The organism is Pseudomonas sp. GW821-FHT03C07 (genome assembly GCF_059420925.1).
In genome coordinates, this window is record NZ_JBWKUQ010000014.1 from 1 (window position 1) to 18,070 (window position 18,070).

20 protein-coding genes and 1 riboswitch are annotated in these 18,070 nt (G+C 62.5%); of the genes, 4 read left to right on the forward strand and 16 right to left on the reverse strand.

Annotated elements, in window-relative coordinates:
• Nucleotides 1–166: 166 nt before the first annotated feature.
• The gene (locus AC07VG_RS23405) at nucleotides 167–1,531 is read right to left on the reverse strand and encodes a DNA recombination protein RmuC (protein ID WP_495004087.1); all 1,365 of its coding nucleotides are present in this window, start codon (nucleotides 1,529–1,531) and stop codon (nucleotides 167–169) included.
• A 1,174-nt stretch (nucleotides 1,532–2,705) separates the two neighbouring features.
• On the opposite strand from AC07VG_RS23405, the gene AC07VG_RS23410 reads away from it, so the two are divergent.
• From AC07VG_RS23410 to AC07VG_RS23420, 3 genes are all read left to right on the forward strand, one after another.
• Entirely contained in the window at nucleotides 2,706–2,930 is a 225-nt protein-coding gene (locus AC07VG_RS23410; protein WP_420648078.1) for a hypothetical protein, read from the forward strand.
• A gap of 290 nt (nucleotides 2,931–3,220) precedes the next feature.
• Entirely contained in the window at nucleotides 3,221–3,703 is a 483-nt protein-coding gene (locus AC07VG_RS23415) for a hypothetical protein (RefSeq protein WP_495004060.1), read from the forward strand.
• Nucleotides 3,704–3,847: 144 nt separating this feature from the next.
• Complete coding sequence (locus tag AC07VG_RS23420) at nucleotides 3,848–5,104, forward strand: OmpP1/FadL family transporter (RefSeq protein ID WP_495004059.1); 1,257 nt, start codon at nucleotides 3,848–3,850, stop codon at nucleotides 5,102–5,104.
• A 76-nt stretch (nucleotides 5,105–5,180) separates the two neighbouring features.
• On the opposite strand, the gene AC07VG_RS23425 is transcribed toward AC07VG_RS23420, so the two are convergent.
• The 14 genes from AC07VG_RS23425 to AC07VG_RS23490 form a co-directional block, all read right to left on the reverse strand.
• Nucleotides 5,181–5,303 (reverse strand): hypothetical protein, encoded by a 123-nt coding sequence (locus AC07VG_RS23425; RefSeq protein ID WP_256261664.1) that lies wholly within the window; start codon nucleotides 5,301–5,303, stop codon nucleotides 5,181–5,183.
• Complete coding sequence (locus tag AC07VG_RS23430; protein ID WP_495004086.1) at nucleotides 5,300–6,499, reverse strand: MFS transporter; 1,200 nt, start codon at nucleotides 6,497–6,499, stop codon at nucleotides 5,300–5,302. The genes AC07VG_RS23425 and AC07VG_RS23430 overlap by 4 nt, the downstream gene beginning before the upstream one ends.
• A 61-nt stretch (nucleotides 6,500–6,560) precedes the next feature.
• Nucleotides 6,561–6,974 carry a MarR family winged helix-turn-helix transcriptional regulator gene (locus tag AC07VG_RS23435; RefSeq protein WP_495004058.1) on the reverse strand — a complete coding sequence of 138 codons (414 nt, stop codon included), beginning with the start codon at nucleotides 6,972–6,974 and terminating at the stop codon, nucleotides 6,561–6,563.
• Between the two features lie 189 nt (nucleotides 6,975–7,163).
• Nucleotides 7,164–7,901 (reverse strand): adenosylcobinamide-GDP ribazoletransferase, encoded by a 738-nt coding sequence (locus AC07VG_RS23440; protein WP_495004057.1) that lies wholly within the window; start codon nucleotides 7,899–7,901, stop codon nucleotides 7,164–7,166.
• Nucleotides 7,898–8,473, reverse strand: coding sequence for an alpha-ribazole phosphatase family protein (cobC, locus tag AC07VG_RS23445; protein ID WP_495004056.1), 576 nt, complete (start codon nucleotides 8,471–8,473; stop codon nucleotides 7,898–7,900). The genes AC07VG_RS23440 and cobC overlap by 4 nt, the downstream gene beginning before the upstream one ends.
• Nucleotides 8,470–9,525 carry a nicotinate-nucleotide--dimethylbenzimidazole phosphoribosyltransferase gene (cobT, locus tag AC07VG_RS23450; RefSeq protein WP_495004055.1) on the reverse strand — a complete coding sequence of 352 codons (1,056 nt, stop codon included), beginning with the start codon at nucleotides 9,523–9,525 and terminating at the stop codon, nucleotides 8,470–8,472. Before cobT ends, cobC begins: the two co-directional genes overlap by 4 nt.
• Entirely contained in the window at nucleotides 9,522–10,043 is a 522-nt protein-coding gene (cobU, locus tag AC07VG_RS23455; protein ID WP_495004054.1) for a bifunctional adenosylcobinamide kinase/adenosylcobinamide-phosphate guanylyltransferase, read from the reverse strand. Before cobU ends, cobT begins: the two co-directional genes overlap by 4 nt.
• Before the next feature lie 12 nt (nucleotides 10,044–10,055).
• Nucleotides 10,056–11,510 carry a cobyric acid synthase gene (locus AC07VG_RS23460; protein ID WP_495004053.1) on the reverse strand — a complete coding sequence of 485 codons (1,455 nt, stop codon included), beginning with the start codon at nucleotides 11,508–11,510 and terminating at the stop codon, nucleotides 10,056–10,058.
• Nucleotides 11,507–12,499 (reverse strand): threonine-phosphate decarboxylase CobD, encoded by a 993-nt coding sequence (gene cobD, locus AC07VG_RS23465; RefSeq protein WP_495004052.1) that lies wholly within the window; start codon nucleotides 12,497–12,499, stop codon nucleotides 11,507–11,509. Before cobD ends, AC07VG_RS23460 begins: the two co-directional genes overlap by 4 nt.
• A complete protein-coding gene (cbiB, locus tag AC07VG_RS23470; protein WP_495004051.1) occupies nucleotides 12,492–13,400 on the reverse strand; it encodes an adenosylcobinamide-phosphate synthase CbiB in 909 nt (302 codons plus the stop codon). The genes cobD and cbiB overlap by 8 nt, the downstream gene beginning before the upstream one ends.
• Nucleotides 13,397–14,047 carry a 5,6-dimethylbenzimidazole synthase gene (bluB, locus tag AC07VG_RS23475; protein ID WP_495004050.1) on the reverse strand — a complete coding sequence of 217 codons (651 nt, stop codon included), beginning with the start codon at nucleotides 14,045–14,047 and terminating at the stop codon, nucleotides 13,397–13,399. Before bluB ends, cbiB begins: the two co-directional genes overlap by 4 nt.
• Nucleotides 14,044–15,402, reverse strand: coding sequence for a cobyrinic acid a,c-diamide synthase CobB (locus AC07VG_RS23480; RefSeq protein WP_495004049.1), 1,359 nt, complete (start codon nucleotides 15,400–15,402; stop codon nucleotides 14,044–14,046). Before AC07VG_RS23480 ends, bluB begins: the two co-directional genes overlap by 4 nt.
• Nucleotides 15,399–16,010 (reverse strand): cob(I)yrinic acid a,c-diamide adenosyltransferase, encoded by a 612-nt coding sequence (gene cobO / locus AC07VG_RS23485; protein WP_495004048.1) that lies wholly within the window; start codon nucleotides 16,008–16,010, stop codon nucleotides 15,399–15,401. Before cobO ends, AC07VG_RS23480 begins: the two co-directional genes overlap by 4 nt.
• Nucleotides 16,011–16,093: 83 nt before the next feature.
• A riboswitch (cobalamin riboswitch) is annotated at nucleotides 16,094–16,313 on the reverse strand.
• A 127-nt stretch (nucleotides 16,314–16,440) separates the two neighbouring features.
• A complete protein-coding gene (locus tag AC07VG_RS23490) occupies nucleotides 16,441–16,614 on the reverse strand; it encodes a hypothetical protein (RefSeq protein ID WP_495004047.1) in 174 nt (57 codons plus the stop codon).
• Between the two features lie 217 nt (nucleotides 16,615–16,831).
• On the opposite strand from AC07VG_RS23490, the gene AC07VG_RS23495 reads away from it, so the two are divergent.
• Nucleotides 16,832–17,410, forward strand: coding sequence for a hypothetical protein (locus tag AC07VG_RS23495; RefSeq protein ID WP_121133768.1), 579 nt, complete (start codon nucleotides 16,832–16,834; stop codon nucleotides 17,408–17,410).
• Here AC07VG_RS23495 and AC07VG_RS23500 read toward each other — a convergent pair.
• On the reverse strand, nucleotides 17,407–18,069 hold the full coding sequence (locus AC07VG_RS23500) for a class I SAM-dependent methyltransferase (protein ID WP_495004046.1): 663 nt from the start codon (nucleotides 18,067–18,069) through the stop codon (nucleotides 17,407–17,409). The genes AC07VG_RS23495 and AC07VG_RS23500 overlap by 4 nt on opposite strands.
• Nucleotide 18,070: the final 1 nt, after the last annotated feature.

Sequence of the window (18,070 nt, forward strand, 5' to 3'; positions counted from 1 at the left end):
CGGTCTTCCCTCGATGATCAGTCGAGAACTATCGCTCCTGACGGAGCGTTAGTCGAGATACAAGGAGCTGGCTTGCCAGCGATAGCGTCCGCAAAGTCGATGCAGAGCTTGCGGGCCTCATCGCTGGCAAGCCAGCTCCTACAAAGACCGCGTCCAGCCAGGCCGGTTACTCCGGCAACTGCATCACTCCGTCCTCATCGGTCATCGCCCGCTCCAGCAACTCCGCCGGCAGGCTCTTGCTCGCCCGCGCGCCCAACAGCTTGAGCTGTTCGCTGCGGCTGACCAGGTTGCCACGCCCGTCCGTCAGCTTGTTCCTGGCGGCGGCGTAGGCCTTGTCCAGTTGCTGGAGACGATTGCCGACCTCGTCCAGGTCCTGGATGAACAGCACGAACTTGTCGTACAGCCAACCCGCGCGCTCGGCGATTTCCCGGGCGTTCTGGCTCTGGCGTTCCTGCTTCCAGAGGCTGTCGATCACCCGCAAGGTGGCAAGCAAGGTGGTCGGGCTGACAATCACGATATTGCGGTCGAACGCCTCCTGGAACAGGTTCGGCTCGGCTTGCAAGGCCGCCGAGAACGCGGCTTCGATGGGCACGAAGAGCAAGACGAAATCCAGGCTGTGCAAGCCTTCCAGGCGTTTGTAGTCCTTGCCGGCCAGGCCCTTCACATGGTTGCGCAGCGACAGCACATGCTGTTTGAGCGCCGCCTGGCCGATCACCTCGTCATCGGCGACAACGTATTGCTGATAGGCGGTCAGGCTGACCTTCGAGTCCACCACCACCTGCTTGTCACCCGGCAACAGGATCAACACGTCCGGCTGGAAACGCTCGCCATCCGGTCCTTTCAGGCTGACCTGGGTCTGGTACTCGCGGCCCTTTTCCAGCCCGGCATGCTCAAGCACCCGCTCAAGAATCAACTCGCCCCAGTTGCCCTGGGTCTTCTGCCCCTTGAGCGCCCGGGTCAGGTTGGTCGCTTCATCGCTCAGGCGCAGGTTCAGCTGTTGCAGACGCTCCAGCTCCTTGCCCAGGGAAAAGCGTTCGCGGGCTTCCTGTTGATAACTTTCTTCCACGCGCTTTTCAAAGGACTGGATGCGCTCCTTCAACGGATCGAGCAATTGTCCGAGGCGTTGCTGGCTGTTTTCGGCAAACCGCGCCTCACGCTCATCGAAGATCTTTCCGGCCAGTTCGGCAAACTGCGCACGCAGCTCATCCCGCGAGCCCTGCAGGTCGTCCAGGCGCTGCTGATGGCTGTCCTGCTGCTCCCGCAGCTCAGCACTCAACGACGCCGCCTGGGCATCCAGGCGCCGCAGCTCGGCCTCTTTCTGGGCGCGCTCGAGGTTCCAGGCATGGGCGGCGTCGCGGGCGTTGTCACGCTCGATCTGCAGTAACTCGACTTCCCGGCGCAACGCCGCCAGTTCTGCCTGCTTGACCGTATTGGCCTGGCTCAGGTCGCTGACCTCGTCACGGCAGGCATCCAACTGGGCACTGAGACCGTCCGCCGCCAACCGGGCACTACTCAAACGCTCGTCCAACAGCAGCAACTCGGCCTGGGCAACACTCGCCCGGCGCTGCAACTGCCAGGCCAGCGCCAGCAACGGCAACGCCGCGCCCGCCAAACCGAGCAAGAGACTGGTCAGATCCAACGCCATAAGAACTCCCAAAGGGCCAACGAACGGTAAAGAATCAAGGGTAACGAACGTGATCGCCCCTGGACAGTTCGGCCCAGATGGAAATCGTATCGGCCCTGAACGAGGGCAGGGAAGCCAAGCGAAATTTCATGTAGCAGTACATGCCATATCGCAGGGCGCGCCACTCTACGCTGTTTTTCGTACGGGTAAAGTCGAAAAAACCCGGCATGCCCGGGCTAGAGCAAGCGCTTGGGACAATCCACAGAAGCTGTGGATAACTCAGTGGACAACCCTCCTCCAACCCTCGCAAAGCCGCATGGAATGGGGCTCGCAGTCAAACTGTCGATTTTTTCACCAATAAAAAAAGACGATATTTTTCATTGACTTGTATTGGCGATACAGGCATTCGAGGGACAGATTGCGCAGATGACAGTCAGGTGACAAGCCGTGGCCCAATTGTGCACAAGTAGTGCGATAACCGTTATATCGACGCACCTTTTTTGCACAGGCATGGCCATTCGCTCGCCAACGCCGCCTCTGGCACCGGCACATCGCCCTCTTTCGTGCCGCCTCCCGCCAGCGGGATCCTGCCTCAACGCCAAGGCAGCCCCCTGGACAATATTTTTCGCTAACACACTTCCCTTATTCATTTCAATGCGATAGTATCCGCACCGTTAGTACCAAGCTGAAAGTCAATTCTGGTCGAACATACCCTCATAAGCACTATCCAAAATGGATCAGTCGCTCGAAACAGGGATCGACCCCTCGATGGTTTCCAGGTAAATCTTCTCCAGTACAGCCTTATGAAAGGCGGCTGCCGAAAATGATTACTCTGACCGAACCAACCTGCAAGATTGATCAGGATCTTCACCCCGGGCCCAGAACCTTTGCCCTTGTTGTGACTGCCTGCCCTCCTAAGTACCTACCTGCCAGCCCAAGCGCCACTTAACTTCATGCGCTTCAACTGGCGGCTTTGTTCCAGTCAGGTTCTTCGTCCGATCCATAATGGTTCGACGCTACTGGAACGTTTTAACGTTGCACGGATCAGATTCCGTGTCATTTGCAGGAACACCTAATAATTATGTCGACTCAAATCCATACCCAGGATGCCATTCGCACCCTGACCAACGCCTTCGCACCGATGAACTGCCTGATCATGGCCGCTCGCAAAGGCTGCTTCAGCTTCACACTGGTCAACGAACACGGTATCGCTCGTCACAGCGAACGCTTGTATCCCGACCAGTACTCCAGCGCCGAACCGCTGCAAGCGATCATCGACCGCACGCGCCAAGCCCTGGTTGCCTGAAGTTCGAAACAAGCTGTAACCCAAAAGCCCGGCCTTTGTTGCCGGGCTTTTTATTGCCTGAAGTTTCGCGATTTTGGCTGTATGACTAAGCACGAATAAATATATAAGCCATGTGCTCATGGCTTAAATATTTTAAAAACAGACCTTTACAGCAAAGATATGACACTACACTTCAACTCAAGCGGCCCGGGCCGCTTCCGGCGGGCCTGAACGCCTCCACCGCTACCAGAGGCCAGGCCACGCCGACCAATAAAAAACGCCGATCACACGGCAGGAACATCGAGGGTGTCATGGGTATTGCCGCCAGGGAATTGCGCCTTTATGTGATTCGTCCGACCCTGCTGTACCTGGGCCGGCACAGCCCGAGCGCCGAGGCGCTGCTGCTGGGCATCGCCGCCAGCCAGTCCGACCTTGGCTCAGCCCTGCACGACCGGCGTGGCCATGGCCTGTATTGCATCGACGAGAACCGCCATGCCGCGTTATGGGACCGCTATCTGGCCCCGGACCCGGAATTGGCCAGCCTGGTTCGCGGTCTCGCCAGCCAGCACGCCTTTTTAAGCAGCCCAAATCTGGAGCTCGCGGTAAATCTTCGTTATGCCACCGCCATCGCCTGGCTGCTGGTGGAAGAACACCACCCTCACCTGCCCGCCATCGACGATCTGCTCGGTATGGCGCGGATCTGGCGACAGACTTTCCAGCCACAAGGACGCTTAAGGGACTTCACCCGCGCCTGGCGAAGTTGTGACTCATCGGTCACTCCGATCGCCTGTTAGAGCCCATACCGAGTTTCTGGAAAAACCCACCTACTTTGGTCGGATTGTCCTACAAAACCGCTCTATCTTCAGCAATACAGCCTATGGCGTCGAAGCGAAAATGTTGGTAGTTTTCGCTTCGGTGATCACCACGGAGTTCTAATAATGAAAAAAGTAATGCTCAAGACCACACTCAGCCTCGCCGTTGCTCTGGCATCCACCCAGTTGTTCGCGAGTGGCTTTGCCCTCAACGAACAGAGCATCAGCGGGATGGGGACCGGTTATGCGGGTCGATCTTCTTCTGCCGAAGATGCAAGCACCGTTTACGGCAACCCTGCCGGTATGTCCCTGCTCGGTCGCGATCAAGTGACTGCAGGTGTTGCAACCATCGATGCCAAGACCGATATCAAGAACGCCAGCGGCGGTCGCCGAGGCGGCACCAACGACGGCGATATGGTCCCGTTCACTTCCGTACCCAATGGCTTCTTCGTCAAACAGCTGGGTAACGGCTGGGCAGTGGGTCTGGGTGCTTACGCGCCTTTCGGCCTGATAACCGATTATGAAAGTGGCTTTGCTGGCAGTAACTACGGTCAAAAGAGCGAAGTCAAAGTTGTCACCCTGCAACCGACTGTCAGCTATGCCATCAACGATATGGTGTCTATCGGCGGCGGCCCGACCTTTAACCGTATGAGCGGCGAACTGAGCTCCACGACGGCGACTGGCGGTTTTGTGGACGTCAAAGGCGACGACACGGCGGTGGGTTACAACATCGGTGTGATTGTCCAACCAACCAACACCACCCGCCTGGGCCTGACCTACCATTCCAAGGTCAGCTACTCGCTGGATGGTCACACCGCCCTCAGCGGCGCGGGCTTCGGTCCCTTCAACGGTACCCGCTACAAGGGTTCCCTGGATATCACCACGCCAGAAAACGTCGACTTCTCTATCACCCAGAAACTGGATGATCAGTGGACGGTCTATGGCGGTGCCACCTGGACCCGCTGGAGCCGCCTGCAAAACATCACCATCAACAACCAGGGCGTTTCGCCGCTCCTCGGTGGCTCTGCCGGCCCGATCGGCACCATCACCGAACAACAGAACTGGCATGACACCTGGGCCTCGGCCATCGGTGTTTCCTACCGGGTCAACAAGGAATGGGTCCTGCGCAGCGGCTTGTCGGTTGACCAGGCGCCAACCAACAACACCGATCGTTCCGTGCGTATCCCGACCGGTGATCGCCGCGCCATCAGCTTCGGTGCTGGCTGGAGCCCAACCGATGACCTGACCATCGACCTCGCCGTCTCCTACCTCAAGGAAGAAGACGTCAACGTCAACCTCAACATCCCGGGTAAAGGCGCCTACAGCTCCACGTACGAAAACAGCGCATGGGGCTACGGCCTGGGCGCCACGTACAAGTTCTGATTCACAACGAGCCTGAACCACTCAGTTGTTGGATAGAAAAAACCCGCATCGTCTGATGCGGGTTTTTTATTGCCCCCTAGCAAGCACCCATCCCCAGTTGCATCAACGCCAGGCCGCCTTGATGCCAGCCCCACCAGGCCAGCGCCAGCAGCAAGGCGATCACCGCCAGGGCCAGCAGCCGCGACCAGAATGCACTCATGCCAGGCCTGCCTGCGCCTGTAACCGCGCCACGGGCCGCTCACGCACCGGCCAGTTCAAGGCCGCCGCCAGCAAGCTTAGAAGGATGGAGACCTGCCAGATCAAGTCGTAGCTGCCGGTACGGTCATAGACCACGCCGCCCAGCCAACCGCCGAGGAAAGCCCCCAACTGATGGAACAGGAAGACGATCCCACCGAGCATGGAGAGATTGCGTACCCCGAACAGCGTCGCCACGGTGCCATTGGTCAGGGGTACCGTCGACAGCCAGAGAAAACCCATCACCATGCCGAACAGGTAGGCACTGAACTGCGTCACCGGCGCCCAGAGAAACACCGCGATCACCACCGCCCGTGCCAGATACAGGGCGGTCAACAGGCGTGGTTTGGAGATCCGTCCGCCGAGCCAGCCGGCCGTGTAGGTACCGAAGATATTGAACAGGCCGATCAGCGCCAGCACCGTGGTTCCAACGGTGGCCGGCAAATGCTGGTCCACCAGGTAGGCCGGCAGGTGCACACCGATAAATACCACCTGGAAACCGCAAACAAAAAAACCGAACGCCAGCAACCAGAAGCCGGAATGGGAACAGGCCTCGCGCAGCGCCTCGGACAGGGTCTGCTCGCCCTCGAGCTTGGGCAGCGGCTTGTCCTTGAGCAGGCTCACCAGCGGCACGATCAGCGCCACCAGCACACCCAGCACCAGCAACGCCGTCGACCAGCCAAGCCAGCCAATCAGGCCCAGGGTGCCCGGCAGCATGGCGAACTGACCGAAGGAGCCGGCGGCACTGGCGACGCCCATGGCCATGCTGCGCTTCTCCGCTGGCACGGCACGCCCGACCACGCCGAGGATCACCGAGAACGAGGTCCCCGACAGGCCGAGACCAATCAGCAGGCCGGCACTCAGGGACAGGCTCAGCGCGGAGTCGGACAGGCCCATGCAGACCAGTCCGACGGCGTACAGCACGCCACCGATCAACACCACTTTTGCCGCACCGAAGCGGTCGGCCAGGGCCCCGGTGAAGGGTTGCGTCAGCCCCCAGATCAGGTTCTGCAAGGCAATGGCAAAGGCGAACACTTCACGGCCCCAGCCGAACTGCGCGCTCATCGGCGGCAGGAACAACCCGAAACCGTGCCGTATCCCGAGGGACAGCGCGAGGATCAGCGCGCTCCCGAGCAGAATCCAACCACTGGCACGCCACATCGATGTCATTGTTATGCTCCATTAGCGGGTATATACCCGCTTTATTCAAATAAAACGGCGATTACTCGCCGCTTGCCAACTCTTCCAGCAAGGCCAACAGAGTCGCGCGTTTTTCATCCCCGAGACGCTCCACCAGACGCTGCTGCGAGGCTTCCCAGGCCGGCTGGGCGGCCACCAGTCGCTCGGCCCCGGCATCGGTGAGCCGGACCAGGCGATTACGCTGGTCGGCGCCTTCGGTCAGGGCCACCAGACCGTCACACTCCAGTACCCGCAGGTTGCGCCCGAGGGTGCTGCGATCCAGGCCCATGGCTTCGGCCAGGCTGGAAATGCTCGGCTGGTCGAGACGCTTGAGATTGCACAGCAGAGAATACTGGGCAACATTGATCCCGAAGCCGTCGAGAGCGCCGTCGTAATGCCTGCTGACGCCACGAGCGGCGCGACGCAGGCTGATGCATAAGCAATCGGTTGATAACATAGCGTGTGTATATACCCGCAACACAGTAAAAACAAGTTTGAGCGATCTATCAGCGGTGTGGCGAATGACGCCATCGCCGGCAAGCCGGCTCCTACAGGGTGGTGGCGGTGTGGCAAATGTCGTGACCGTCGCGGCCCCTGTAGGAGCCAGCTTGCTGGCGATAGCATTCGCAAGATCGCCGAACAACCGTCAGACCAGCGCCAAGCCCACCAACACCACCATCTCCAGCAACTCCAGCAACGCCCCCGCCGTATCGCCTGTCGTACCGCCCAATCGCCGCATCATCAGCTGCCGCAACCAGCAGAAGCCCAGCACCGCCAGCCCGACCGCCCAAGCGCCCTTGATCCCGGCCAGCAGCCCACAGAACAGCACACTCACCAGCAACACATACCAGCCAGCCCGGCGCGGCAGATGATCGGCCAACGCCTGTCCCAACCCGCCGGCACGCACATAGGGGGTGGTCAGGAACAACCCGAGCAAGGCGCTACGGCCGATCAGCGGCACCAGCAGCAAGGTCACCGTCTGCTGGCGCTCGATCAACGCCAGCAAGGCGCAGAACTTCAACAACACCACCAGCACCAGCGTAACCACGGCAATCGGCCCGCTGCGCGGGTCCTTCATGATCAACAAGGTCCGTTCACGATCACCGAAACCGCCCAACCAGGCATCCGCGCTGTCAGCCAGGCCGTCCAGGTGCAGGCCGCCGCTGAGCAGCACCCAAGCCGTCAGCAGCAAAGCACCATGGAGCAACAACGGCGCGCCCGCCAATGCCCAATCGAGGGCATAAAGGACGGCGCCGAAGAGTAACCCCACCAACGGGTAGCAAAGCAACGACCGTCCCATGTCCCGGGGTTCCGGCATTCCCGGCAAGCGAATAGGCAGACTGCTGAGAAACTGCAAGGCGATCCAGAACGGCAAGCGGTTCACCGCGCCTCCCTCAACCCACCGTCCGCCGCCACCTGCAAGGCGAACAAAGCGCCATGGGCCACCTCGACCTGCAGCAACTGCTGACGTGGCAACCCACGAGCCTGGGCCAGCAAAACCTTCATCACCCCGCCATGACTGATCAACAGCAGGCGCTGGCCGGTATAGCGTTGCCGCAAGCGCGCCACCGCCGCCAGCACTCGCTCGGCAAACTGCTCCACCGGCTCGCCATCAGGCGGGGTAAAGCCATAGGGATCGGACCAGAACCGGCCCAGATCATCGGCGTCCGTCTCCATCAACGCTGCCGCGCTCTGCCCTTCCCAGGCACCAAAATGCAACTCGCGCAGGTCGCGCTCGATCTCGACCGCAAGCCCCAGGCGCGCGCCCAGTTCCTCGGCAAAACGCGCACAACGCTGCAAAGGCGAACTGATCAAGCAATCCCAAGGCCCTTGCTGCGCCACACCGGCCCGCATCTGTTCCCAGCCCTTGAGCGTCAAGGCATCGTCCAGGCTGCCGCGCAAGCCGCCACCCAGTTCGGTTTCGCCGTGACGCAGCAGGTCCAGGCGCAAATTCATGCCGGGCGATCGGCCACGGCCGCCTCGGCAAAGGTCGCCATCTGCCCGTGCAGGTCGCAGGCCAGGCGCACCAACGGCACCGCCAGCGCCGCACCGCTGCCTTCGCCCAGGCGCAGGCCCAGATCGAGCAAAGGCTCGGCCAGCAGGCTTTCCAGGACATGCCGATGCCCGCGCTCGGCGCCACGGTGGGCGAAGATCAGCCACTGCCGACACTCGGGATTCAAGCGCACCGCGACCATCGCCGCGACAGTGCAGATAAAGCCGTCGACCAGCGCCGCCACGCCTTCCTGGGCACAGGCCACATAGGCCCCGGCCAGCGCCGCGATCTCAAAGCCGCCCAGGCGGAACAAGGCCTGCAACGGATCGTCAGTATGCTCGGCATGCAGCGCCAGCGCCCGCTCGATGACCTGCGCCTTATGGCTGACACCGGCCGGGTCGAGCCCGGTGCCAGGGCCGGCCAACAACGCCGCCGGGCATTTCAGCAGCGCACAGGCCAGCGCACTGGCCGAAGCCGTGTTGCCGATGCCCATTTCGCCACCGATAAACAACTCGCTGCCCGCCGCCACCGCACGCCGCACGCTGTCACGCCCGGCGTCCAGCGCCAACCGGCCCTGGGCTTCGCTCATGGCCGGGCCCTGGGCGAAGTTCGCGGTACCGGCGCCGATCTGCAGATGACGCACGCCCGGCAGATTGAGCATCGGCGTCACGGTGCCGAGGTCGTTGATATCCAGTTGCGCGCCCAACTGCCGCGCCAGCACACTGATGGCCGCGCCGCCACCGACGAAGTTGGCGAGCATCTGCCCGGTCACTTCCTGCGGATAAGCCGACACCCCTTCCGCCACAACACCATGGTCGCCGGCAAAAATCGCGACCCACAGCGTGTCGACCCGCGGCTTGAGCCGGCCTTGCAAACCGGCCAGTTGCACCGCGACCTGCTCCAACTGGCCCAGGGAGCCAGCGGGTTTGGTCAATTGTTGCTGACGCTCGAACGCCGCGTCCTGCGCCTGCAGATCAATCGTCTTGCACGGGTTCAGCCACCACGATTCACTCATAACGCAGTTCCTTTCAAAGTCAGGGGCAAACCGGCGACTGTCAGCACCACACGCTGACAACGCTCGGCCAGAGCTTGATGCAGCCAACCGGCTTCATCGACATAACGGCGAGTCAGTTCGCCCAACGGGACGATACCCAGACCGGTTTCGTTGCTGACAAAAATGATCTCTCCCGGCAACTGCGCCAGGCCTTGCAACAGGGCTTCGCGCTCGATCTTCAAGCGTTCGGCGTCGTCCAGCATCAACAGATTAGTCAACCACAGGGTCAGGCAATCGACCAATAGACAGACATCGGGCGCCGCGTTCTCGCGCAGGACCCGGGCCAGTTCCAGCGGTTCTTCGATCAAGCGCCAATGGGCCGGACGCCGCTGGCGATGCAGGGCGACCCGTTCGTTCAACTCAGCGTCCAGCGGCTGGCTGGTGGCAATATAGATCACCGGCAGCGCGCTTTCCGCCGCCAGCCGTTCAGCCAGGCGACTCTTGCCGGAACGGGCACCACCGAGAATCAGTTGCAACATGGTCGGACGCCCTTATTCAAGACCGCAAAGCTGACGCAAGCGATCGGTATCCAGATGTTTTTCCACCAGGTCGGCCAGGCGTTCGATATCGCGCTCGCGCAGGGCGTGATAATCCACCTCCTGCACCTGCGCCAAGCCAGCCCAGCGCAGCAGTGCACTGCAGGCCCGGGGCGACTCGAACAAACCGTGCAGGTAAGTCCCGAGCACCTGTCCGTCAGCACTTTGGGCGCCGTCGCAACGACCATCGTCCAGGTGCACGAGCGGCTGTTCCAGCGCCGCGCCGACGGTTACCCCGGCATGGATCTCATAGCCGCTGACCTCGGCGTCTTCCAACGCCAGGCGACCGTGCACATTGCGCAGTTGTTTTTCCTGTTCCAGTTCGGTGCTCAGGGCCAGCAGCCCGAATCCTGCGCTGGAGCCCGGTGCCCCTTCCAGGCCCAAGGGATCACGCACCTGCTCACCGAGCATCTGCAGACCGCCGCAGATCCCCAGCACCTTGCCGCCATAGCGCAGGTGACGGTTGATCGCCGTGCCCCAGCCCTGCTGGCGCAGATAGGCCAGATCGCTGCGCACGCTCTTCGAGCCGGGCAGGATGATCAGGTCCGAGGCTGGAATAGCCTGGCCGGGACCGATAAATTGCAGGTCGACCTGCGGATGCAGGCGCAACGGATCGAAATCGGTATGGTTGCTGATGCGTGGCAGCACTGGCACCACCACCTTCAGCACCTGGTCGGCCTTGTCCGTCTGGCGTTGGTCGAGGCCATCCTCGGCTTCCAGGTGCAGGTCCAGTACATAAGGCAGTACGCCGATCACCGGCTTGCCAGTGCGCTGTTCCAACCAATCCAGCCCGGGCTGCAGCAAGGCGAGATCGCCGCGAAAACGGTTGATGATAAAACCCTTGACCCGCGCTTGCTCGCTGGGCGACAGCAGTTCGAGAGTGCCCACCAGATGGGCAAATACTCCACCGCGATTGATATCGGCAATCAACAGCACCGGGCAGTCCACTGCCTCGGCGAAGCCCATGTTGGCGATATCCCCGGCACGCAGGTTGATCTCCGCCGGCGAACCCGCGCCTTCGACCATCACCACCGGATAGGCGGCGCTCAGACGCTGGTGCGAGGCCAGCACGGCCTGCATGGCGATGCTTTTGTAGTCGTGATAGGCCACGGCGTTCATGCTGGTCACGGCACGGCCGTGGATGATCACCTGGGCACCGGTGTCACTGTTGGGCTTGAGCAATACCGGGTTCATATCGGTATGCGGCGCCAGGCCCGCCGCCTGGGCCTGCACCGCCTGGGCCCGGCCGATCTCGCCGCCGTCGGCGGTCACCGCGCTGTTGAGCGCCATGTTCTGCGGCTTGAATGGCGCCACACGCACGCCCTGGCGGGTCAACCAGCGGCACAGCGCTGTCACCAGGGTACTTTTGCCGGCATCGGAGGTGGTGCCTTGCACCATCAGGGTGGTCATGCCGGCTCCCCGGCAAAGACCAGCAACGCCTGCTCCAGCCGCAGCCAATCCGCTTCATTGGCGGGCAGGCCGAAACGCAGGCTGCTGTTCTGGGTGAACAGTCGCAGCAGAATGCCGCGACGGGCCATGAACTCATACAGCGCCTCGGCCCGCGCAGTCACCAGCCACTGGAACAGCGCGCAACCGCCCTGAGGTGCCAGATCGAAACGCGTCAACAACGCCACCAGCCGCTGGCTGGCCTGTTCGCTGCGCACCCGCTGGCGCTCATGGCCGGCGGTGTCGGCGAGGCAGACCTGCCCCAGTACCCGCGTCGGCCCGCTGACCGCCCAGGGCCCGACCTGTACGGCGAGCAACTTGAGCAACTTGCCTTCGGCCAGGACAAACCCCAGGCGTACGCCGGCCAAACCGAAGAACTTGCCGAACGAGCGCAGGACAATCAGCCCGACCTGGTGACTGTGGGCGGCCAGGCTGCGCTCTGGCGTGTTGTCCATGAAGGCCTCATCCACCACCAACCAGCCACCGCGCTGGGCCAGGCGGGCATGCCATTCGAGCAACTGCTCCGGGGCCAGGCTCAGGCCGGTGGGATTGTTCGGATTGACCACGACCAGCACGTCGAGGCTGTCGAGAAAAAACTCGACTTCATGCTCCAGCACTTCGCGCACGATGTAGCCATTGCGCCGCCAGGCTTCGGCATGCTCGGCATAACAAGGCGACAGCACACCGACCTTGCCCGCACGACGCAGGCGCGGCAGCAACTGGATCGCCGCCTGGGAACCGGGCACCGGCAACACCTGGGGGGCGCCGTAATAGCGGCAGGCGGCCTGCTCCAGGCCGTCATCGGTTTCCGGCAGGCGCGCCCAGGCACGCTCGGGGATCGGCGGGATCGGCCAGGGCCAGGGCGCCAGGCCACTGGACAGGTCCAGCCAATCGGCCTCGGCAATCCCGTAGTGTTCCACCGCCTTGCGCAGGCGCCCGCCGTGCTCAAGCATAGATCTCAGCTCCCAGACAAAGAATCAGCAACCACAACCACACACCCCGTTGTACCAATTGCCAGCCCCGGTCGATGGAGTCGGCGGTCGCCGGCTCCCCTTCGCCCAACGGCGGACGCTGATGCAATTCACCGTGATAAATCGCCGCCCCACCCAACTCGACCCCCAGCGCCCCGGCGCCGGCCGCCATCACCGGCCCGGCATTCGGGCTGTCCCAGGTCGGTCCCTGGCGGCGCCAGCATTGCAGCGCCAACCCGGTTTTGCCGAGCAAGGCATAGGTCAGGGCCACCAAGCGTGCAGGAATATAGTTCAAAACATCGTCGATCCGCGCCGCCGCCCAGCCAAAACGTTCGAAACGTTCATTGCGATACCCCCACATGGCATCCAGGGTATTGCTCAGGCGATACAGCACCACGCCGGGCGCGCCGGCCACGACAAACCAGAACAGCGCGGCGAACACCGCATCGCTGCCATTTTCCAGCACCGACTCGGTGGCCGCGCGGGCCACTTCGGTGTGATCGAGTTCCGTGGTCTGGCGACTCACCAGATAGCTCACGCGCTGACGGGCGCGATCCAGGTCATCGCTGCGCAAGGCCTGGGCCACGGGGATGACGTGTTCACCGAGGCTGCGCAAGCCGAGGGCGCAATAGAGCGCGAGGATATCGACGATCCAGCCGACATAGGGCGCCCACGACAAGGCCGTGGCCAAGAGGGTCAGCGGCAACACCGCCATCACCCACGCCGTGACCCCATGACTGCGCCAGCCACGCCCGCCGGAATTGAAACGTTGTTCGATACGGTCCGCCAGACGGCCGAACGCCACCAGCGGATGCCAGCGTTTGGGTTCGCCCAGCAGCGCATCCAGCGCTACCCCGGCGACACTCAACAACGCCACACTCATTGACTCACTCCCCAATAATTCTCATACAACAGTTCACTCAAGGGGCGCGGTTGCGCCCAACCTTCCAAGACCAGCATCGGTGCCGGATAAAACGCCTGGACCGGTCCCAGGCACAGCACCGCCAGCGGCTTGGCCCCCGTCGGCAGACCGAGCAGTTGCGCCAGGGCCTGCGGTTCGAACAGCGAGACCCAGCCCATGCCCAGGCCTTCGGCACGGGCGGCCAACCAGAGATTCTGGATGGCGCAGGACAAGGACGCCATGTCCATTTCCGGCAAGGTCCGCCGGCCGAAGATATGCCGCTCGCGATCATCCATCAGCGCGGCGACCAGCACCTCGGCACAGTCATTGATGCCTTCGACCTTCAACTTCATGAATTCATCGGAACGCTCGCCCAGGGCCTCGGCGGTGCGTATCCGTTCTTCTTCCACCAACTGCTGGATCTGGCCGCGCAATCCGCGGTCGGTAATGCGAATAAAACGCCAGGGCTGCATCAACCCGACGCTGGGCGCCTGATGCGCCGCCTCCAGCAAGCGCGAGAGCAGCTCGGGCGCGACGCTGCCAGCGGTAAAGTGGCGCATATCGCGGCGTTCACCGATGACACGGTAGACCGCCGCGCGTTCTTCAGGGCTAAAAGCGTTGTCGGTCATGGCCTCCGCGCGGGTAAGTCCGCGCGCTCCGAGAGTGCGCCGGCCTTGGCAAGGTGGATATCCGGGGCCAACAGCGCGGCAATCGCCCGCGGATTGGACGGAAAATAAAAGTGCACATAAGAAGCGGTCATCCGCCCTTGGCGATACACCGCCTCGGCGCCGCGCCCGCCATTGGGGCTCAGGCCCCGGGCAATCGGTTCCAGCGCCGTGGTGGTCAGCGAATGGTGATAGGTGTGACCGCGCAACAGCCCTTCCGGCAACGCCACCGCCTGCAAGGCCAGGGCCGCCAGGCGCTTCTGCATCGTCGCCTCACCCGCCAGCAGGCCCAGCAACTCGGCGCGTTGCCCTTCGACATCGGTCAGCGCATCGAGCAGATAGAGCATCCCACCGCATTCGGCGAGCAAGGGTTTGCCGGCCTGATGATGGGCGCGGATCGCCGCCAGCATCGGCGCGTTCCGGGCCAGGACCAGGTGATGCAGTTCCGGATAACCACCGGGCAGGTAAAGGCTGTCCGCCTCGGGCATGACTTGATCGTGGATCGGCGAGAAAAACCGCAACTCGGCGCCCATGGCCCGTAACAGATCCAGGTTGGCCCCATAGATGAAGGCAAAGGCCTCGTCATGGGCGACGGCGATGCGCACGCCGGCCAGCAGCGGCTCGGCGACTACCGGCGCGGGCGCGGCAAACGCCACTGGCGGCGGCAACGCCACCTCGCAGCTGCCGGCCAGAGCCTCGGCAGCCGCGTCCAGGCGCTTGTCCAGGTCATTCAATTCACTGGCCTGCACCAGGCCGAGATGACGACTCGGCAGCTCGATCCCGGTTTCCCGCGAGAGCGCGCCGTACCAGCGCAGGCCTTCGGTCAGGCTGCCTTCGAGCAATTGCGCGTGCCGTAGGGTACCGACACGGTTGGCCAGCACCCCGGCGAACGGCAGGTCCGGCTGGTAACGTGCCAGCCCCAGGGCCAGGGCGCCGAAGGTCTGGGCCATGGCCGTACCGTCGATCACTCCGAGCACCGGCACACCGAAATGTCGGGCCAGATCGGCGCTCGACGGCGTGCCGTCGAACAGCCCCATGACCCCTTCGATCAGGATCAGGTCGGCCTCGCCCGCCGCCTCCCAGAGCAGCCGGCGACTCTCCTCGGCGCCGACCATCCACAAATCCAGCTGATAGACCGGCGCACCGCTGGCGCGCTCATGGATCATCGGGTCGAGAAAGTCCGGGCCGCATTTGAACACCCGGACCTTGCGCCCCTGATTGCGGTGCAGGCGCGCCAGGGCCGCGGTCACCGTGGTCTTGCCCTGGCCGGAAGCCGGCGCGGCGATCAGCACCGCCGGGCAATGACGCGCTTGCCTCATAGTTCGATGCCCTTTTGGGCCTTGATCCCGGCCTGGAACGCATGCTTGAGCAGGCCCATTTCGGTCACCGTGTCGGCCAGTTCGATCATTTCCGGCTTGGCGCCGCGTCCGGTGACCAGCACGTGCTGCATCGGTGGACGGGCTTGCAGGTCGGTCAGGACCTGATCGAGGTCCAGATAACCGTGCTTGAGGGCGATATTCAGCTCATCGAGCAGCACCAGGCCGATGCTCGGGTTGCGGAGCATTTCCCGGGAGACTTCCCAGGCGGCTTCGGCGGCGGCGATATCGCGCTGGCGATCCTGGGTCTCCCAGGTAAAGCCTTCGCCCATCACATGGAAGCGCACCTGCTCGGGGAAGCGCCGGAAAAACAGCTCTTCGCCGGTGCTGTTGCGGCCCTTGATAAATTGCACCACGCCACACTGCATGCCATGGCCCATGGCCCGGGCGAGCATGCCGAAAGCCGAGCTGCTCTTGCCCTTGCCGTTGCCGGTGAGGACCAGCAACAGGCCGCATTCATTTGGCGCACTGGCAATACGCTCGTCGATCACCGCCTTTTTGCGCAGCATGCGCGCCAGGTGGCGTTCGTCGCGATCAGGGGATTCGTTCATGGCAGCTCTCCGTTGGGGCTGGATAAGGCAAACGGGGGGCAGGGAAAAACGCGGCCGGAGCCGTCCAGCATCGCCCGCCGTGACGCTGTGGGATGGATCAGGCCGGTCTCCGGGCTCATGAGCGCTATTCGCGGGACCGCGCGCCTTCCCATGTCGGCTGGACACAGTGGCTCAAGGCGCGGTCTTGACTCATTTACCGTTGCGGGGGCAGCGCCGGAATCGCGCCTGTCGAAGGGCTCACCGGCTTCCCTGTTTCACCCTGTCGGCGATTCGCCACAGAGCACCTGAAACAATCGGCGAAGGTTAGAGGGTTGGGGGTGGAGCGTCAAATAAAGCCGCCATCAGAAAAGCAAACGCCCCGGGCCAGGCGGGGCGTTTGTAGACAATTTGGGAGGAAGCCTTTTGCCAAAGTCGATAGTGGGAGCCAATGTCAGGAGCGAGCACCCGCGAGCACACCAGCAGGCTCGAGTTCCTTGCCGCGGCTCAAACCGACCTTGAGAAAACGACGCTGATTTTCAGAAACACCCACAGCAGCCAACGACATGGCTTCAGCGGTGAATTTGGCAATCATGGCCGCTTTCGCAGCGTTTTTAGTCGTTTTCATAGACACCTCTGCGTCTTGACAATTAAAGAGATCTTAATGACCCGCTACAGAAATCACAAGGCGACCGTCATCGCCAAAATCAAACCCTAACTCCTTGTACAAGGCGATAGCTCCCTACCCCGACCCAGATCAAAAAACCGGCGCCAGAAATTGTGCTACGTTGAGGAAGGTGATATCAAATAGCCATAACCCGACCAACAATAAAAAGGGGAGCTCCATGCAAGGCCTGATCATCAGCAATCCGAAACTGGAATTCCTGCGCCCCGCCCTGGAGCGCTGGCCCGAGTGCATCGATCGCTACAACCAGCTCCTCGGTGACGGACAGGCGCCCTACTGGTTCAACGAGCGGGCCAATCTGGGGTTATTGTCGGTCGCGGCCTGGGCGGCGGAAATGGTCACCCTGGAGCATTTCCCGACCAAGAAGCAGCTCGAAGAGGGCGACCGCAGCGGACGCTGCGACCTGCAGATCTCCACCGCGCAGGAGTCGGTCTATATCCAGGCCACGCAACGCTGGCCCAAGGTCAATAACCTCAACCCGATGCCGGCCCTGCTGGATGTGGCGAGCGATGCCAAAAAAATCAGCCATCCGCATCACCTGAAACTCGGTTGCCTGTTCGTCTCGCCGTTCAAGCCGCAGCAGAGCCCCAGCCCGGAAGACCTGCAGGATATGGTCGACGACCTGCAAAAGGCCAACAGCTGCGCCGTGGCCTGGTACTTTCCCTACGCTTATCGCAAGTTGCACAACGAAGCCGGCCAGTATCATCCCGGCATCGCTCTGCTGTTCAAGGAAGCCTAGCGCTTACGGCACAAGGTCAGGCCATCGCCCAGCGGCAGCAGCGACAAATCCACCCGCGCGTCATCCTTCAAGGCCCGATTCAGCGCCTGGATGGCCCGGGTGTCGGCGCTTTGCCCATTCACCTCGAGCACCCGCCCACTCCACAGCGTGTTATCGAACATCGCCAGGCCGCCCGGGCGCAGCAAGCGCAGGGCACTTTCCAGATACGCCGGGTAATTGGCCTTGTCGGCGTCGATGAATATCAGGTCGAACTGCTCGCCCTGCCCTTGCTGCTCCAACTGCGCCAGGGTCTCCAGCGCCGGCGCCAGACGCAACTCGATACGCGCAGCCAGACCCGCCTCCCGCCAGTAGCGCAGCGCCGTGGCGTTGTAGTCCCCGGGAATATCGCAGCACAGCAGGCTACCGCCCTCCGGCAAGGCCGAGGCCATGCACAAGGCGCTGTAACCGGTGAAGGTGCCGACTTCGAGCAAACGCCGGGCGCCGGTCAGCTTGACCAGCAACGCGAGGAACTGGCCCTGTTCAGGCGCCACCTGCCAACGCGCCATGGGCAACGCCTGGGTTTCGTCACGCAGACGCTTGAGCAACGGCGTTTCGCGCAGGGAAACGTCCAGCAGATAGCCGTAGAGGGCATCGTCCAGCTTGAGGGTGCGAGCGGTCATG

Coding starts and splice junctions, on each gene's coding strand:
- AC07VG_RS23410 (WP_420648078.1), top strand. CDS start 2,706: ATGTCGACTCAAATCCATACCCAGGATGCCATTCGCACCCTGACCAAC.
- AC07VG_RS23415 (WP_495004060.1), top strand. CDS start 3,221: ATGGGTATTGCCGCCAGGGAATTGCGCCTTTATGTGATTCGTCCGACC.
- AC07VG_RS23420 (WP_495004059.1), top strand. CDS start 3,848: ATGAAAAAAGTAATGCTCAAGACCACACTCAGCCTCGCCGTTGCTCTG.
- AC07VG_RS23425 (WP_256261664.1), bottom strand. CDS start 5,303: ATGAGTGCATTCTGGTCGCGGCTGCTGGCCCTGGCGGTGATCGCCTTG.
- AC07VG_RS23430 (WP_495004086.1), bottom strand. CDS start 6,499: ATGTGGCGTGCCAGTGGTTGGATTCTGCTCGGGAGCGCGCTGATCCTC.
- AC07VG_RS23435 (WP_495004058.1), bottom strand. CDS start 6,974: ATGTTATCAACCGATTGCTTATGCATCAGCCTGCGTCGCGCCGCTCGT.
- cobC (WP_495004056.1), bottom strand. CDS start 8,473: ATGAATTTGCGCCTGGACCTGCTGCGTCACGGCGAAACCGAACTGGGT.
- cobT (WP_495004055.1), bottom strand. CDS start 9,525: ATGAGTGAATCGTGGTGGCTGAACCCGTGCAAGACGATTGATCTGCAG.
- cobU (WP_495004054.1), bottom strand. CDS start 10,043: ATGTTGCAACTGATTCTCGGTGGTGCCCGTTCCGGCAAGAGTCGCCTG.
- AC07VG_RS23460 (WP_495004053.1), bottom strand. CDS start 11,510: ATGACCACCCTGATGGTGCAAGGCACCACCTCCGATGCCGGCAAAAGT.
- cobD (WP_495004052.1), bottom strand. CDS start 12,499: ATGCTTGAGCACGGCGGGCGCCTGCGCAAGGCGGTGGAACACTACGGG.
- cbiB (WP_495004051.1), bottom strand. CDS start 13,400: ATGAGTGTGGCGTTGTTGAGTGTCGCCGGGGTAGCGCTGGATGCGCTG.
- bluB (WP_495004050.1), bottom strand. CDS start 14,047: ATGACCGACAACGCTTTTAGCCCTGAAGAACGCGCGGCGGTCTACCGT.
- AC07VG_RS23480 (WP_495004049.1), bottom strand. CDS start 15,402: ATGAGGCAAGCGCGTCATTGCCCGGCGGTGCTGATCGCCGCGCCGGCT.
- cobO (WP_495004048.1), bottom strand. CDS start 16,010: ATGAACGAATCCCCTGATCGCGACGAACGCCACCTGGCGCGCATGCTG.
- AC07VG_RS23490 (WP_495004047.1), bottom strand. CDS start 16,614: ATGAAAACGACTAAAAACGCTGCGAAAGCGGCCATGATTGCCAAATTC.
- AC07VG_RS23495 (WP_121133768.1), top strand. CDS start 16,832: ATGCAAGGCCTGATCATCAGCAATCCGAAACTGGAATTCCTGCGCCCC.
- AC07VG_RS23500 (WP_495004046.1), bottom strand. CDS start 18,069: ATGACCGCTCGCACCCTCAAGCTGGACGATGCCCTCTACGGCTATCTG.